Raw genomic sequence first — 15,310 nt, 5'->3', positions numbered from 1 at the left:
TCTTACTCGACCTTGGCCTTGGCGCGCAGATCCTCTTGGTACTTCTGCAGGCGCTGCTGCTGCAGTTGCTGCGTGATCTGCGGCTTCACTTCTTCCAGCTTCGGCAGTTGGGCCTGGCGGATGTCGTCGACGCGGATGATGTGATAACCGAACTGGGTTTTGACCGGGGTGGGGGTGGTTTCGCCCTTCTTGAGCTTGATCATCGCTTCCGAGAACTCGGGCACGAAGCTCGCGGGGTTGGCCCAGTCGAGGTCGCCGCCGTTGGCGCCCGAACCCGGGTCCTTGCTCTGCTTCTTGGCGATGTCTTCGAACTTGGCGCCCTTCTTCAGGTCGGCCATGATCTTCTTGGCCTGGTCTTCGGTCTCGACCAGGATGTGGCGGGCCTTGTATTCCTTGCCGCCATTGGCCGCCACGAACTTGTCGTACTCGGCCTTTACGTCGGCGTCCGAGACCGGGTTGGTCTTGCGGTAGTTCTCGAACAGTGCGCGGATCAGGATGGCCTGGCGGGCGAGTTCGAGCTGGTTCTTGTAGTCGTCGCTGGCGTCCAGGCCCTGCTTTTGCGCTTCCTGCATGAACACTTCGCGCGCCACGATTTCCTCGCGCAGCTGGCTCTGCATTTCAGGCGTCACCGGGCGGCCTGCGGCTGCCAGTTGCTGGGCCAGAACGTCCATGCGGGCCTTGGGCACCGGCTTGCCGTTCACGATGGCTGCGTTCTGCGCCAGAGCCGCCATGGACGTGGCACCGAGCAGCACTGCGGCCGCGACGGCCTGCAAGATTTGTTTTTTCATGGAATGAATATCGAGCTGGAAAGGAAATGCGCGTGTAGGAAAAGGCGCGGGAAAGAAAGCAGGGATAGGGAGGAAAAGAAGGGGGCAACGGCCGGTGCAAACGCGGCGTGCGATCCGGTGGACGACTCAGAGCACCTCGATGGCGATGGCGTGCAGACCCTGTGCGATAAAAACCTGGAGGGCATCATACACAAGCCGATGTCGCGCCACGCGGGGCTTCCCTTCGAACAGAGGGGAGGCGATGCGCACGCGGAAATGGGTCCCGCGGCCCTCCGCGTTGGCGCCCGAATGGCCTGCGTGGGCGGCGCTCTCGTCGATCACTTCGAGCTGTGTGGGGCTAAGCGCCTCGCGCAGCGCGGCTTCGATGTCGGCGGCTGTGGGCAGCAGTGTGGTGCTCGTCGTCATGCCGTCGGCTTGTCTTCGTTCTTCAGGTGCGGCGCGATGTACAGACCCTGCGCCACCAGGAAGACGATGGGGAACACATAGCCCCAGAGCTTGAAGTTGACCCAGGCCTCGGTCGTGAAGTACGCCGCCACGTAGCCGTTGATGATGGCCATGAACAGGCAGTAACCGATCCACGCCACATTGAGCCGGCCCCAGATGCGGTCGGGCAGCTCGAGTTGCGAGCCCAGCAGCATCTTCAAAAAGTTTTTCTTCAGCGCCCAGAGCGCCACGGCCAGTGCAATGGCCATTGCGCCGTACAGCACCGTCGGCTTCCACTTGATGAAGCGGTCGTCGTGCAGAGCCAGCGTGAGCGTGCCGAACAGCAGGATCAGCACCAGCGTGGCTTTCTGCATGGCCTGCAGCTTGCGCTCGGTGGCGTAGATGATCGCCATCTGCACGACAGTGGCGGCCATCAGCACGCCGGTGGCGGTGTAGATGTCGCCGAGCTTGTAGGCGCCGAAGAACAGCAGGATCGGGAAGAAGTCGAGGAGCAGTTTCATTTTTTCTGGAAGTCGAGCGACGCCGAGTTCATGCAGTAGCGCAGGCCGGTTTCGGTGGGTCCGTCGGGGAACACGTGGCCCAGGTGGGCGCCGCAATTGGCGCAGACGTTCTCGGTGCGCACCATGCCGTGCGAGCGGTCGACGATGTTGCGGATGGCACCGGGTACGGCTTCTTCCGAGAAGCTGGGCCAGCCGCAGCCCGCGTCGAACTTGGTCGTCGACTCGAACAGCTTGGCGCCGCAGCACACGCAGTGATACGTGCCGTCGTCCCAGTGCGCTTCGTACTTGCCGGTGAAGGGGCGTTCGGTGGCCGCGTGGCGCGTTACCTCGAAGGCAGCGGGCTCGGCGCCTTTTTCAGCGAGCAGGGCTTTCCATTCGGCGTCGGTTTTCTGTACGGGAGTGGTCATGATGAGCAGCTGATTTCGATCGTGGAGGCCCAGTCGGGCGGGAAGCCGGCCAGTGCGTCGGCGTCGGGATGTTCTTCAAATGGGGACTGGAGCACAGCCAGCAAGGTTGCCACAGCCGAGTGGTCCTTTTGCTGACTTGCTTCGATGGCTTGCTGTCCCAGGTGGTTCCGCAGCACGAATCCGGGATTCGATTTGAGCATCAGATCGGCGGCTTGCACGCGCCCAGTGGGCGTATGGCGCTCCGAAAACGCTAGCGCCCATGCATCGAAACCCTCGCGGTCCAGGAACAGGTCGCGCACCGGCTCGACGTTGCCGTCGGCCATGTAGTTCGAGAGCCGTCGCCAGAAGATCGTGTAGTCGACCTTGCCCGCGGCCAGCAGCTTGAGCACACCCTCGATGAGCGCGCGGTCGCCTTCGGCCGCCTCGGCAAGGCCCAGCTTGGCGCGCATGCGGCCTTCGAACTCGTTCGGGAACACCGTCTTGTAAGACTCAAGCGCGGCCACCGCCACTTCCTGGTCGCCGATCAGCGGCAGCAGCGCCTGCGCCAGGCAGAACAGGTTCCAGTAGGCGACGTTGGGCTGCTGGTTGAAGGCGTAGCGCCCGTTGGTGTCGCTGTGGTTGCAGATGTGGCGCGGATCGAAGCCGTCGAGGAACTGGAACGGCCCGTAGTCGATGGTGAGCCCGAGGATGCTCATGTTGTCGGTGTTCATCACCCCGTGGCAGAAGCCCACGGCCTGCCATCGGGCGAGCAGGGCGGCGGTGCGCTCGCTCACGGCTTCGAGCAAGGCTGCGTACGCGTTGCCGTTGAAGCGGTCGGTGGTGCGGCACGCCGGGTAGTAGCGGTCGATGACGTAGTCGGCCAGCGCGCGCAACTCGTCTTCACGCTGGTTGGCCGCGAAGTGCTCGAAGTGGCCGAATCGGATGAAGCTGGGCGCCACGCGGGTCACGACGGCCGAGCTTTCGGGCTCCTCGCGGTACACGCGGGCGTCGGAGCCGGTCACGCAGAGTGCGCGGGTGGTCGGGATGCCGAGGCCGTGCATGGCCTCGCTGCAGAGAAACTCGCGGATGCTGGAGCGCAGCACCGCGCGGCCGTCGCCGCCGCGCGAGTAAGGCGTGCGGCCCGCGCCCTTCAATTGCACTTCGAGCCCGCTTTCGGTCTCGCCGATCATGATGGCGCGCCCGTCGCCCAGCTGGCCGGCCCACACGCCGAACTGATGGCCGCTGTACACCGTGGCGAAGGGGCGTGTGCCGGCGATGGGCAGGCTGCCGGTCAGGGCAGACAGCGTGGCGTCCGACGAATGCCAATCAGGCGGCAGGCCCAGCTCGCGGGCGACGGCTTCGCTGCGGCCCACCCAGTACGGATCGGGCAGCGGCGTCGGCCGCAATTCGGTGAGAAACGCAGGGCCAAGGGTGGCGAAACCGGGTTTCCAGCGCAGCCCAAGGTCCGCGACCTCGGTATCTTCAGCAAGCAAGCTCATGGGCGGATTGTCCGGCAGAGCGCGTAACCCCTTGCCAAGCGGGCCATCGGGGCCCCTGCACGTGACCTTGGGGGCTCAGGCGGCCAGCGGCGCGGGGCTGTCCCAGATGCGAGCCCGGTACTGCGCCGGCGGTACGCCGAACCAGCGCTTGCAGGCGCGAAAGAAGTTGCTGGTGTCTACGAAGCCCAGCATGTCAGCCACGTCGGTCAGCGTGTGGCGGTCTTCCGCCAAGTACTGCTGCGCGAGCTCTCGGCGGGTGCGGTCTAGCAAACCCTGGAACGACACAGACTCTTCCTGCAGCCGCCGCTGCAGGGTGCGCTCGGCCAGTCCCAGGCCCGAGGCCACGTCCTGGCGGCGCGGCTCGCCGTGCTGGAGCCGGCGTGCGATTTCGGCGCACACCAGGCTGCTGGTGGTGGTCTGGCCCAGCAGGTTCAGTTGATCGTCGAGCAGGTGCTCCTGCATCTCGCCGAGCACCGGGTGGAAGGTGGGCAGCGGCATCGTCATATCGGCCGTCGACAGCAGCAGCCGGTTGGCGACGGCGTTGAAGCGCACTTCGCAGCCGAAGGCCTCGCGGTGCAGCCGGTCGTTGGCCGGCGCGGGGTACACGAACTCCATGGCCAGCGGCTGCAGCTCGCGCCGCGTGAGCCACTGGCACTGCATGAACACGGTCAGCAGGGCGTATTCGACGCGCTGGCGCGGAATCGGCAGGCTGCCGCCGGTGTGCTCCATCACCATCCAGCAGCCGCGCGGCTCGGGGTGCATCGAGAAGGCGGTCGCGTCCGAGATCACCGCCATGTAGCGCGTCAGCCGTGTGAGCGCAGCGCCCAGGTCTGGGCTGCAGGCCATGGCGTGACCGACCGTGCCCAGCTTGCTGTGCGTGGCGGCCAGGTCGCGGTGCAGGCCCAGCGTGGGCTTGCCGGCGCGCGCCACCGCGAGCTGCCAAAGCACCGAGATCTCGTCGACCGGGATGCGCGTGTTCTGGCGGTGCAGCGAATCGGGGTCGAAGCCGGCATCGCGCAACAGCGAAGGCACGTCCAGCCCCTCGGCCTCGAACATCGACAGCACGCCCTCTAGCCACGCGGCCGAGCTGGTGCGCAGCTCCGGCTGCGGCATGCCGCCGGCCCGTCGCTGCGGCCCGCGTTGGCGGTGCGACAGGGAGGCTCCTGAAGTCATTCGTTTGGCTTCCTTGCGATAGCGGTGAAAACGACGCCGGTTTCTAGAATTTTTTGCGTGCTCGGCGGCCCGGAGTATGGGTGCCGCGCACCAGGCCAGGAATTCCGATTAACCCGGTGTGGAGACAAAAACATGAAGACAGAGACAACGGCACAAAACCAGGGTGCAGCAAGAAAAACGGCGGTGGGCAAGGCCATCGCCACCATGGCGGCAGCGGCGGCCCTTGCGGCTCTCTCGGCCTGCGGAGGCGGTTCATCCGGTTCGTCCGGCTTCACCTTCCTGCCGAGTGCGCCCCCACCGGCGCCAGCGCCCCCGGCTCCGCCTCCAGCCGACGGCCCGATGGTGCGCCAGACCACGGCCGGCAAGATCGAAGGCGTGGACGACGGCGCCAGCTCGGGCACCTACTACTGGAAGGGCGTCCCGTTCGCCCAGCCGCCCGTGGGCGCGCTGCGCTGGCGCGCACCGGTCGCACTCGAAGCCTGGAGCGGCATTCGTCCGGCCACCAAGTTCGGCAACGCCTGCTTGCAGATCGGCCGCATCTTCAGCCCCGGCCTCAACAACACATACGACGCCACCATCGGCGCCAACCTCGGCAAGCCGGTCGGCAGCGAAGACTGCCTGTTCGTCAACATCTGGCGCCCGGCGACGGACGAGAAGAACCTGCCGGTGCTGCTGTTCGTGCATGGCGGCAGCAATATCTCGGGCTACACAGCCGACCCGCTGTACGACGGCGCCAAGCTGGCGAAGACCGCCAACGCGGTGGTCATCACCGCCAGCTATCGGCTCGGCATCCTGGGCTTTCTCAACATGCCGCAGCTGAAGCCGGGCGGCACCGCGGGAGACGACTCCGGCAACTTCGCGCTGCTCGACAACATGGCGGCGCTACGGTTCATCCAGAACAACGTTGCCAACTTCGGCGGCGATCCGGGCAACGTCACGCTGTCGGGCGAGTCGGCCGGCGCCACCAACCTGCTGTCGGTCATGACCTCGCCGATGGCCAAGGGCCTGTTCCACAAGGCCTTCGAGATGAGCGGCGGCATTTCGCTCGCGAGCAACCTGCCGTCCGGTACGCTGCCTTCGCTGTCGCCGGCCTCGACCTCGCTCGCGCAGGGCGCGGCCATCCTGGAGAAGCTGCTCGTTGCAGACGGCACTGCCGCCGATGCGACCGCAGCCAAGGCCTACATCGCCACCCGCACGCCGGCCCAGATCGCCGAGTACCTGCGCGCGCAGGACGGCGGCAGGATGCTGGGCACCGTGGTCGCCGCAGGGCTGGGCTCGGTTGGGCCCATTCCAGATGGCACCGTGATCCCGACCGACCCCATCGGCGCCATCGCGGCCGACCAGTACGTGAAGGTGCCCATGCTTGCCGGCAACACGCGCGACGAGGGCAAGCTCTTTGCCTCGCTGCTGGGGACCATCGGCTTTCCGACCTCGGGCTGGATCGTCAACGACGCCCAGCGCTTCTCGCTGATGTTCAACTTCGACCCCGATGCCGCACCCACGCTCACCGTGAACGACATCATCGACCCGTTCTACCTTCCGGTAGACAAGCCCGGCACCGGCTACAACGCAGCCACCGCGCTCGTCACGAAGGGGCTGTTCGAGGCCAACCGCAGCAACCTGCTCGACACGATGAAGACGCGCCAGTCGAACATCTGGCACTACCGTCTCGACTGGTCGCAGGAAGCGGCGCCGTGGAATGACGTGTATGGCGCCTCGCATGCCTTCGACCTGCCGTTTGTGTTCGGCAATTTCGGTCCCTCGGTGCTGTCGAACGTCATGGGCGGCAAGGCCAACGAGAAGGGACGGCTGGCGCTGTCGAACGCCGTCATGGCCAGCATCGGCGCCTTCATGCGCAAGGGAGATCCGAACACGCCCGAACTTGGTGCGACCTGGGCGCCGTGGCCCGCGCAATTGCTGCTCGACGCCACGCCGCTGGCGGCCAAGATCACGCCGGTGCAATGAGCCGCTTCGTTCAATCGTGCAGTGCGGGTTTGTGTCATTGTGGAAGTGGCCGAAGCTTGCGTGAATCCGTTGTCCGCAGGTTTTCATGAAGTCATTTCACATAGGAGTTCGTAGATGCTGGGTTTGATGCAAGACCAACCGCTTTTGATCTCGTCGCTGATCGAGTTCGTCGAGCGCCACAACGGCGACGGCGAGATCGTCTCGCGCCGTGTCGAAGGCGACATCCACCGCTGCACATGGAGCGACATCGCATCGCGCGCCAGGCAGGTGGCCAACGCACTGGACGGCGAGCAGTTGCTGTTCAGCGACCGCATCGCCACCCTGGCCTGGAACGGCTATCGCCACCTGGAGCTGTACTACGGTGCGAGCGGCAGCGGCCGCGTGCTGCACACCATCAACCCGCGCCTGCACCCCGACCAGATCGCGTGGATCGCCAACCATGCCGAAGACCAGATCCTGTGCTTCGACCTCACGTTCCTGCCGCTGGTGCAGGCCGTGCATGCGCGGTGTCCCACGATCCGGAAATGGGTTGCACTGTGTGATGCGGACAAGCTCCCCGCCGACAGCGGCGTGCCCAACCTCGTGAGCTACGAAAGCTGGATGGGCGCGCAGTCCACCGACTACGAGTGGCCCAGCTTCGACGAGAACTCCGCCTCGAGCATGTGCTACACGAGCGGCACCACGGGCAACCCGAAGGCCGCGCTCTACAGCCACCGCTCGACCATGCTGCATGCCTACGCCGCGGCCTTGCCCGACGTCATGCGCCTGTCGGCGCGCGACTCGGTGCTGCCGGTGGTGCCGATGTTCCACGTCAACGCCTGGGGCATTCCGTACTCGGCGGCGCTGGTGGGCTGCAAGCTCGTGTTCCCCGGCCCGGCGCTGGACGGCAAGTCGGTGTTCGAGCTGATCGAAGGCGAGGGCGTGACCTTCGCGGCGGGCGTGCCCACCGTGTGGCAGATGATGCTCGGCCACATGCAGGCGAACGGGCTGAAGTTCAGCAAGCTCAACCGCACCGTCATCGGCGGTTCGGCCTGCCCGCCGGCCATGATCAAGGCGTTCCAGGAGAACTACAACGTCGAAGTGCTGCACGCCTGGGGCATGACCGAGATGAGCCCGCTGGGCACGCTGTGCACGCTGAAGAACAAGCACCTGTCGCTGCCGGCCGATGCGCAGCTGCAGATCCGCATGAAGCAGGGCCGCGCCATCTTCGGCGTCGACATGAAGATCATCGACGGCGACGGCAAGGAACTGCCGTGGGACGGCAAGGCCTATGGCGACCTGCTGGTCAAGGGCCCGTGGATCGTCAAGGAATACTTCAAGGGCGAGGGCGGCAATCCGCTGATTCCCGACGAGCAGAACCGCGGCTGGTTCCCCACCGGCGACGTGGCCACCATCGACGCCGAGGGCTATCTGCAGATCACCGACCGCAGCAAGGACGTGATCAAGTCAGGCGGCGAGTGGATCAGCTCCATCGAGATCGAGAACATCGCCGTCGCGCACCCGGCCGTGGCCATGGCTGCCTGCATTGGCGTGTTCCATCCGAAGTGGGACGAGCGGCCGATCATCGCGGTCGTGAAGAAGCCCGGCGCCGAAGTCACGCGCGAAGAGCTGCTGAAGTTCTACGAAGGCAAGACCGCCAAGTGGCAGATCCCGGACGACGTGGTGTTCGTCGAGGCGATTCCGATCGGCGCCACCGGAAAGATCCTCAAGACCAAGCTGCGCGAGCTGCTGAAGGACTACAAGCTGCCGACCCTCTGAAGACAAGGACACGAGCCAAGCCCACCCGCACTGTCACCTACGCGATAGGAAAGCCGCCCCGGCGGCCTTCCTTCCGGGCATTCCCTGTGCGGCGAAGAAAAGGGCGCTTGTACGCTGGCATTCCGCCTTTCACACTGGAGACTCTTCATGCAATTTGCTATCAAGTCAGTAGCTGCCTGTGCAATGTTGGTGAGCGCTGCCGCCGCATTCGCTCAGAAGGGTGAGACCGTCAAGATCGCCTGGCTCGACCCACTGTCGGGCCTCATGGCCGCGGTTGGCACCAACCAGCTCAAGACCACGCAATTCCTTGCTGAAGAGTTCAACAAGAAGAACCAGTCGGGCGTGAAGTTCGAGATCATCGCGCTCGACAACAAGCTCAGCCCGCAAGAGACCACCGCCGCGCTGCGTTCTGCGCAAGACCAGGGCGCGCGCTACATCATGCAGGGCAACGGCTCCGGCCCCGCGCTAGCCATCATCGACGCTGTCGAGAAGAACAACGCGCGCAATCCGGGCAAGGAGCTGCTGTACATGAACTACGCGGCGGTCGACCCCGACCTGACCAACAGCAAGTGCAGCTACTGGCACTTCCGGCTGGACGCCGACACCTCCATGAAGATGGAGGCGCTGACCACCTGGATGAAGGACCAGCCCGACATCAAGAAGGTCTACATCCTCGGCCAGAACTACGCCCACGGCGTGCAGGTGTCGAAGTTCGCCAAGGAAGACCTGAAGGTGAAGCGCCCCGACATCCAGATCGTGGGCGACGACCTGCATCCGCTCGCGCAGGTGCGCGACTTCTCTCCGTACATCGCAAAGATCAAGGCTTCGGGCGCCGACACCGTCATCACCGGCAACTGGGGCTCCGACCTGTCGCTGCTCATCAAGGCGGCCAACGACTCGGGCCTGAACGTCAAGTTCCTGACCTACTACGCGCCGGGTGCGGGCACGCCCACGGCCATGGGCGCCACTTCCGACGGCAAGGTCTACACCGTCGCCTACGCCCACTACAACATGGGTGGAGAAATCCAGCAGCTGCTCGCCGGCTACAAGAAGCGCATGAACGACGACCTCACGCAGTCGTCGATCTATCACGTGTTCGCACTGCTCGACGCCGCCTTCGCCAAGACCAAGTCGACCGACCCGGTCAAGGTGGCCGCGGCGCTGGAGGGCATGAAGATCAAGAGCTTCAACGGCGAGGTCGAGATGCGCAAGGCCGACCACCAGCTGCAGCAGGGCCTGTACATCTCGCGCTGGGAAAAGGCCAGCGCCAAGTACCCCTACGACGCGGAGAACACCGGCTACACGAACGTTCCCGTGAAGTACTACGAATCGTACGTGGCGAGCACGCCCACGTCGTGCCAGATGAAGCGCCCCTAGGCGTCTTTGTGAACGCGTTTCCTACCCATTGGTAGCAGCTGTCTACCAACGGGTAGCAAATTGGAGAAACGCGGTGTCGCATGCGCGATAGAAACGGGCCTTTGCAGCACCCCTCTTACGGGCATTCCCTGAGGGGAGGGGCTGCAAACGCTTGTACTCTCGTGCGGCGTTTTGAATCGGTTTGACCAGGAGATATAGATTGAAGTTCGCTCTGAAAATCGCTACCGCGGCCGTCATCGCGGCAACCGCCACCGGCGCCCTTGCCCAGAAGGGTGAAACCGTCAAGATCGCATGGCTCGACCCGTTGTCGGGCCTCATGGCCGCGGTCGGGACGAACCAGCTCAAGACCTTCCAGTTCTTTGCCGAAGAGTTCAACAAGAAGAATGCGGCAGGCGTGAAGTTCGAGATCATCGGCATCGACAACAAGCTCAGCCCGCAAGAGACCACCAGCGCACTGCGTTCGGCCCTCGACCAGGGCGCGCGCTACATCGTGCAGGGCAACGGCTCCGGCCCTGCGCTGGCCATCATCGACGCGCTCGAGAAGAACAACGCGCGCAATCCCGGCAAGGAAGCGCTGTACCTGAACTACGCCGCCGTCGACCCCGACCTGACCAACAGCAAGTGCAGCTACTGGCAGTACCGCTTCGACGCCGACACGTCGATGAAGATGGAAGCGCTGACCACCTACATGAAGGACCAGCCGGAAATCAAGAAGGTCTACCTGCTCAACCAGAACTACGCGCACGGCCAGCAGGTCTCCAAGTTCGCCAAGGAAAACCTCAAGAACAAGCGCCCCGACGTGCAGATCGTCGGCGACGACCTGCATCCGCTGGCCCAGGTGCGCGACTTCGCGCCGTACATCGCCAAGATCAAGGCCTCGGGCGCCGACACCGTCATCACCGGCAACTGGGGCTCCGACCTCGCGCTGCTGATCAAGTCGGCCAACGACTCGGGCCTGAACGTCAAGTTCTACACCTACTACGCCGTGACCAGCGGCACGCCGACCGCCATGGGCGCAGCGTCCGACGGCAAGGTGTACCAGGTCGGCTATGCCCACTACAACATGGGCGGCGACATGCAGAAGTACGCCGAAGAGTTCAAGAAGAAGTTCAACGACGACCTCTACACCACCGACGTCTACACCGTGTTCCAGGCGCTGACCGAAGCCTTCGTGAAGACCAAGTCGACCGACCCCGTCAAGGTGGCCGCCGCCATGGAAGGCATGAAGTTCAAGAGCTTCAACGGCGAGATCGAACTGCGCAAGACCGACCACCAGGCACAGCAGGGCCTGTACATCGCCAAGTGGGAGAAGGCCAGCGCCAAGTACCCGTACAGCCCGGAGAACACCGGCTACACGCTGGCCCCGGTGAAGTACTACGACGCCTACGTGGCCAGCACGCCCACCTCCTGCCAGATGAAGCGGCCCGGCGGCGCCTCCTGATCGCTGTCTGATCGCCACCTGACAGGTCGAGGCCCGACTTCAACACTCGGGCCTTTTTCTTTTTTACCTGACACGAAAGACCGATGAACGTCGAATTCTTCGTCATCTCGCTGCTCAACGGCGTGAGCTACGGCTTGCTGTTGTTCATGCTGAGCTCTGGCCTCACGCTGATCTTCAGCATGATGGGCGTGCTCAATTTCGCGCACGCCAGCTTCTACATGCTGGGCGCCTATTTCGCCTACACGCTGTCGGGCGTCGTCGGTTTCTGGCCGGCGCTCTTCATCGCGCCGCTCTTGGTGTTCGCGCTGGGCGCGGCCTTCGAGCGCTACTGCCTGCGCCGGGTCCACAAGTTCGGCCACGTGCCCGAGCTGCTGGTGACCTTCGGTCTTTCGTACCTGATCCTCGAACTCGTGCAACTGGTGTGGGGCCGCTCCACGGTGCCGTACGGCCTGCCGTCGGCGCTGCAGGGCCCGCTCTTCTCGCTCTACGGCACGCAGTTTCCCAAGTCGCGCTCGTTCATCATGCTGGTGGCGGTGCTGATGCTGGTGTCGGTGTGGCTGCTGCTCACGCGCACGCGCATCGGCCTGGTCATCCAGGCGGCGCTGAAGCACCCCGACATGGTCGAGGCGCTGGGCCACAACGTGCCGCGCGTGTTCATGCTGGTGTTCGGCGGCGGCGCCGCGCTGGCGGGCCTCGCGGGCGTGGTCGGCGGCAACACCTACGTCACCGAGCCGGCCATGGCGGGTTCGGTCGGCTCCATCATCTTCGTGGTGGTGGTGGTCGGCGGCATGGGCTCGCTGGCAGGCGCCTTCCTGGCCTCGCTGATCATCGGCGTGGTGCAGACCTTCGCCGTGGCCATGGACCAATCGCTTGCCACCGGCCTGCAGGCGCTCGGCGTGGCGGTGAGCGACCAGACCTTCGGCTATGAGCTGCTGAAGCTCACGATCTCGCAGGTGGCACCGATCCTGCCGTACCTGTTCCTGGTGCTGATCCTCATCTTCAGGCCCAAGGGTCTTCTCGGAACGCGGGAGGACTGACGCCATGAACACTGCAACCACCACAACCACGCCAGCCGCTTCGGCCACCAAGGCGCCGACGCAGTACTACCGCTTCAAGCCGCTGAACATCGGCCGCATCCTGATCTGGTCTTTCTTCGCGCTGCTGCTGATCGTGGCGCCGATGATCTTCACCAGCAGCCTGGCTCTCACCATGCTGTCGCAGATCGGCTACCTCATCATCATCTGCCTGAGCTACAACATGCTGCTGGGGCAGGGCGGCATGCTCAGCTTCGGGCATGCGGTGTACGTGGGCCTGGGCTCGTTCATCGCCATCCACGCGATGAACCTGGCCAGCGCCGGCAAGCTGCCGATTCCGCTGGTGCTCATCCCGCTCGTGGGTGGCCTGGGCGGCATGTTCTTCGCCGTGGTGTTCGGCTACGTGTCGACCAAGAAGTCGGGCACCACCTTCGCGATGATCACGCTCGGCCTCGGCGAGCTTGTTGCCGCCATGGCGCTGATGTTCCCGAGCTTCTTCGGCGGCGAGGGCGGCATCACCACCAACCGCGTGTACGGCGCCTCGGTCTTCGGCATCAACTTCGGGCCGCAGAACCAGGTGTATTACCTGATCGCCGTGTACTGCTTCATCTGCACCGGGCTGATGTTCGCCTTCACCGGCACGCCCCTCGGGCGCATGCTGAACGCGGTGCGCGACAACCCGGAGCGCGTGGAGTTCATCGGCTACAACACGCAGCGCGTGCGCTACTACGCCTTCATCATCGCGGGCTTCTTCGCGGGCATCGGCGGCGGGCTGGCGGCCATCAACTTCGAGATCGTGAACGCGGCCGACAGCCTGAACGGGCTGCGCTCGGGCAGCTACCTGCTGTTCACCTTCCTGGGCGGCGCGACCTTCTTCTTCGGGCCGATCATCGGCGCGGCGTTGCTGGTGTTCGCGCTGGTGCTGCTGTCCGAGCTCAGCAAGGCCTGGCTGCTGTACGTGGGCCTGGTGTTCCTGTTGATGGTGATGTTCGCGCCCGGCGGCGTGGCCAGCCTGATCATGATGAACGTGCGCGTGGCGCTGTTCGGCAAGATCAAGCGCTTCTACGCACTCTACGTAGGCCTCTTCATCGGTGCGGCCATCATGCTCGCGGGCGCTGCCGCCATCGTCGAGATGATCTATCACATGCAGCTGAATGCAGCGCTCGGGCCCGTGGTGCCGCTCGCGGGCCTGCAGCTCGATACCTCATCGGCCACTAGCTGGATCGTTGCGGTGGCGCTGCTGGCGGTGGGCCTGGGCGTGTTCGAGGTGGTGCGCCGTCGCTTCGCGAAGGTCTGGGGCCATGCACAGGAAGAAATCGAAGCCGAGATCAAGCGGCGGGAGACGGCATGACCTATTCACTTGAACTCAAGAACCTGCGCAAGAGCTTCGGCAAGACCGACATCATCCGCGGCGTCGATCTGGCCGTGACGGCTGGCGAGCGCATCGCCATCATCGGGCCGAACGGCGCGGGCAAGTCCACGCTGTTCAACCTGATCAGCGGGCGGCTCACGCCCACCAGCGGCGAGGTGCTGCTCAACGGCCAGCGCATCGACGGCATGAAGCCGTACGAGATCAACCGCATGGGCCTGTCGCGCAGCTTCCAGATCACCAACATCTTCCCGAAGCTCACCGTCTTCGAGAACCTGCGCTGCGGCGTGCTGTGGAGCCTGGGCTACAAGTACACCTTCCTGCGCTTTCTCTCGAACCTCGACGACGCCAACGAGCGCACCGAAGAGCTCATCAAGCAGATCGGCCTGGAGAAGAAGCGCGACGTGCATGCGGTGAACCTCACCTACGCCGAGCAGCGCGCGCTGGAAATCGGCGTGACCATCGCGGGCGGCGCCAGCGTCATCCTGCTGGACGAGCCCACGGCGGGCATGAGCAAGACCGAAACCTCGCACTTCATCTCGCTCATCAAGCACGTCACGATCGGCAAGACACTGCTGACGGTGGAGCACGACATGGGCGTGGTCTTCGGGCTGGCCGACAAGATCGCGGTGGTGGTGTATGGCGAAGTCATTGCCTTCGACACGCCTGCTGCCGTTCGCGCGAATGCGCGCGTGCAGGAGGCCTACCTCGGCTCGTCGGTCGCGGATGCACAAGGGGCGGGACACTGACATGCTGAAGCTCAAAGACATCCACGCCTACTACGGCAAGAGCCATGTGCTGCACGGCGTTTCGTTCGACGTGAACCCCGGCGAAATCGTCGCGCTGCTGGGCCGCAACGGCTCCGGCCGCTCGACCACGGCCAAGGCCATCATGGGCCTGGTGCATGCCGAGGGCGGCCTGCACTGGAAGGGGCAGGACATCCTGCGCCGCAAGGCCTACGAGATCGCGCATTTCGGCATTGGCTACGTGCCAGAGAACCGCGACATCTTCCCCAAGCTCACGGTGCACCAGAACCTGCTGCTGGGGCAGAAGGGCTCGGGCAAGGGCAGCCGCTGGTCGTTCGACGACATGTACGGCATGTTCCCGCGCCTGAAGGAGCGGCAGCACACCGAAGCGGGCGTGCTCTCGGGCGGCGAGCAGCAGATGCTCACGCTGTGCCGCACGCTGATGGGCGACCCCGACCTCATCATCATCGACGAGCCCACCGAAGGCCTCGCGCCCAAGATCGTCGAGCTGGTGGGGCAGTACCTGCGCACGCTGAAGGACAAGGGCATCTCGGTGCTGCTGATCGAGCAGAAGCTCACCATCGCGATGCAGATTTCAGACCGCGCGCTCGTCATGGGCCACGGCAGCATCGTGTTCGACGGCACGCCGGACAGCCTCCGCGCCGACGCCACCACTCGCAAAGAGTGGTTGGAGGTTTGATACCCCCAGGGGATTCGGGCCACGCCCCGGATCCCCTTGTCTCTCCAGCGACTGCGTGCCATTGTTGGGCCACGCGAAACGCCTAGAATCCCCCGAAAAAGAACACTCGTGCTTTTTCTTCTTTTTCTTC

14 protein-coding genes are annotated in these 15,310 nt (G+C 64.6%); 8 read left to right on the top strand and 6 right to left on the bottom strand.

Features of this window, described 5'->3' with window-relative positions; translation table 11 throughout:
- Positions 1 to 2: 2 nt before the first annotated feature.
- The 6 genes from BLV60_RS19395 to BLV60_RS19370 form a co-directional block, all read right to left on the bottom strand.
- Positions 3 to 788 (bottom strand): peptidylprolyl isomerase, encoded by a 786-nt coding sequence (locus BLV60_RS19395; RefSeq protein WP_093056904.1) that lies wholly within the window; start codon positions 786 to 788, stop codon positions 3 to 5.
- Between the two features lie 126 nt (positions 789 to 914).
- Positions 915 to 1,193, bottom strand: a complete 279-nt coding sequence (locus BLV60_RS19390) for a BolA family protein (protein ID WP_093056903.1) — start codon at positions 1,191 to 1,193, stop codon at positions 915 to 917.
- Positions 1,190 to 1,732: a septation protein A gene (locus BLV60_RS19385; protein ID WP_093056902.1), complete on the bottom strand. Its 543-nt coding sequence runs from the start codon at positions 1,730 to 1,732 to the stop codon at positions 1,190 to 1,192. The genes BLV60_RS19390 and BLV60_RS19385 overlap by 4 nt, the downstream gene beginning before the upstream one ends.
- Positions 1,729 to 2,139, bottom strand: a complete 411-nt coding sequence (gene msrB / locus BLV60_RS19380; RefSeq protein WP_093056901.1) for a peptide-methionine (R)-S-oxide reductase MsrB — start codon at positions 2,137 to 2,139, stop codon at positions 1,729 to 1,731. Before msrB ends, BLV60_RS19385 begins: the two co-directional genes overlap by 4 nt.
- On the bottom strand, positions 2,136 to 3,617 hold the full coding sequence (locus BLV60_RS19375) for a protein adenylyltransferase SelO (RefSeq protein ID WP_093056900.1): 1,482 nt from the start codon (positions 3,615 to 3,617) through the stop codon (positions 2,136 to 2,138). The genes msrB and BLV60_RS19375 overlap by 4 nt, the downstream gene beginning before the upstream one ends.
- A 75-nt stretch (positions 3,618 to 3,692) precedes the next feature.
- Positions 3,693 to 4,772, bottom strand: a complete 1,080-nt coding sequence (locus BLV60_RS19370; RefSeq protein ID WP_093056983.1) for an AraC family transcriptional regulator — start codon at positions 4,770 to 4,772, stop codon at positions 3,693 to 3,695.
- Between the two features lie 222 nt (positions 4,773 to 4,994).
- On the opposite strand from BLV60_RS19370, the gene BLV60_RS19365 reads away from it, so the two are divergent.
- From BLV60_RS19365 to BLV60_RS19330, 8 genes are all read left to right on the top strand, one after another.
- Entirely contained in the window at positions 4,995 to 6,755 is a 1,761-nt protein-coding gene (locus BLV60_RS19365; RefSeq protein WP_093056982.1) for a carboxylesterase/lipase family protein, read from the top strand.
- Between the two features lie 114 nt (positions 6,756 to 6,869).
- Positions 6,870 to 8,513 carry a 3-(methylthio)propionyl-CoA ligase gene (locus BLV60_RS19360; RefSeq protein ID WP_093056899.1) on the top strand — a complete coding sequence of 548 codons (1,644 nt, stop codon included), beginning with the start codon at positions 6,870 to 6,872 and terminating at the stop codon, positions 8,511 to 8,513.
- Positions 8,514 to 8,660: 147 nt separating this feature from the next.
- On the top strand, positions 8,661 to 9,890 hold the full coding sequence (locus BLV60_RS19355) for a branched-chain amino acid ABC transporter substrate-binding protein (protein ID WP_093056898.1): 1,230 nt from the start codon (positions 8,661 to 8,663) through the stop codon (positions 9,888 to 9,890).
- Positions 9,891 to 10,089: 199 nt separating this feature from the next.
- Positions 10,090 to 11,331 (top strand): branched-chain amino acid ABC transporter substrate-binding protein, encoded by a 1,242-nt coding sequence (locus BLV60_RS19350; RefSeq protein ID WP_093056897.1) that lies wholly within the window; start codon positions 10,090 to 10,092, stop codon positions 11,329 to 11,331.
- A gap of 83 nt (positions 11,332 to 11,414) precedes the next feature.
- Entirely contained in the window at positions 11,415 to 12,368 is a 954-nt protein-coding gene (locus BLV60_RS19345; RefSeq protein ID WP_093056896.1) for a branched-chain amino acid ABC transporter permease, read from the top strand.
- Between the two features lie 4 nt (positions 12,369 to 12,372).
- Positions 12,373 to 13,716 (top strand): branched-chain amino acid ABC transporter permease, encoded by a 1,344-nt coding sequence (locus tag BLV60_RS19340; protein WP_093056895.1) that lies wholly within the window; start codon positions 12,373 to 12,375, stop codon positions 13,714 to 13,716.
- Positions 13,713 to 14,483 carry an ABC transporter ATP-binding protein gene (locus BLV60_RS19335; RefSeq protein WP_093056894.1) on the top strand — a complete coding sequence of 257 codons (771 nt, stop codon included), beginning with the start codon at positions 13,713 to 13,715 and terminating at the stop codon, positions 14,481 to 14,483. Before BLV60_RS19340 ends, BLV60_RS19335 begins: the two co-directional genes overlap by 4 nt.
- 1 nt (position 14,484) lies before the next feature.
- Positions 14,485 to 15,180, top strand: coding sequence for an ABC transporter ATP-binding protein (locus BLV60_RS19330; protein ID WP_093056893.1), 696 nt, complete (start codon positions 14,485 to 14,487; stop codon positions 15,178 to 15,180).
- Positions 15,181 to 15,310 lie beyond the last annotated feature (130 nt).

The sequence above is a fragment of the Variovorax sp. YR634 genome, from assembly GCF_900106655.1.
Lineage (GTDB): Bacteria > Pseudomonadota > Gammaproteobacteria > Burkholderiales > Burkholderiaceae_C > Variovorax.
The sequence above is the reverse complement of the archived record's forward strand: the minus strand, read 5'-3'. Positions and strand labels throughout refer to the sequence as shown.

Bases quoted from the DNA above. Each gene is read 5' to 3' on its own strand.
- BLV60_RS19395 (WP_093056904.1), bottom strand. From the start codon at position 788: ATGAAAAAACAAATCTTGCAGGCCGTCGCGGCCGCAGTGCTGCTCGGT.
- BLV60_RS19390 (WP_093056903.1), bottom strand. From the start codon at position 1,193: ATGACGACGAGCACCACACTGCTGCCCACAGCCGCCGACATCGAAGCC.
- BLV60_RS19385 (WP_093056902.1), bottom strand. From the start codon at position 1,732: ATGAAACTGCTCCTCGACTTCTTCCCGATCCTGCTGTTCTTCGGCGCC.
- msrB (WP_093056901.1), bottom strand. From the start codon at position 2,139: ATGACCACTCCCGTACAGAAAACCGACGCCGAATGGAAAGCCCTGCTC.
- BLV60_RS19375 (WP_093056900.1), bottom strand. From the start codon at position 3,617: ATGAGCTTGCTTGCTGAAGATACCGAGGTCGCGGACCTTGGGCTGCGC.
- BLV60_RS19365 (WP_093056982.1), top strand. From the start codon at position 4,995: ATGGCGGCAGCGGCGGCCCTTGCGGCTCTCTCGGCCTGCGGAGGCGGT.
- BLV60_RS19360 (WP_093056899.1), top strand. From the start codon at position 6,870: ATGCTGGGTTTGATGCAAGACCAACCGCTTTTGATCTCGTCGCTGATC.
- BLV60_RS19355 (WP_093056898.1), top strand. From the start codon at position 8,661: ATGCAATTTGCTATCAAGTCAGTAGCTGCCTGTGCAATGTTGGTGAGC.
- BLV60_RS19345 (WP_093056896.1), top strand. From the start codon at position 11,415: ATGAACGTCGAATTCTTCGTCATCTCGCTGCTCAACGGCGTGAGCTAC.
- BLV60_RS19340 (WP_093056895.1), top strand. From the start codon at position 12,373: ATGAACACTGCAACCACCACAACCACGCCAGCCGCTTCGGCCACCAAG.
- BLV60_RS19335 (WP_093056894.1), top strand. From the start codon at position 13,713: ATGACCTATTCACTTGAACTCAAGAACCTGCGCAAGAGCTTCGGCAAG.
- BLV60_RS19330 (WP_093056893.1), top strand. From the start codon at position 14,485: ATGCTGAAGCTCAAAGACATCCACGCCTACTACGGCAAGAGCCATGTG.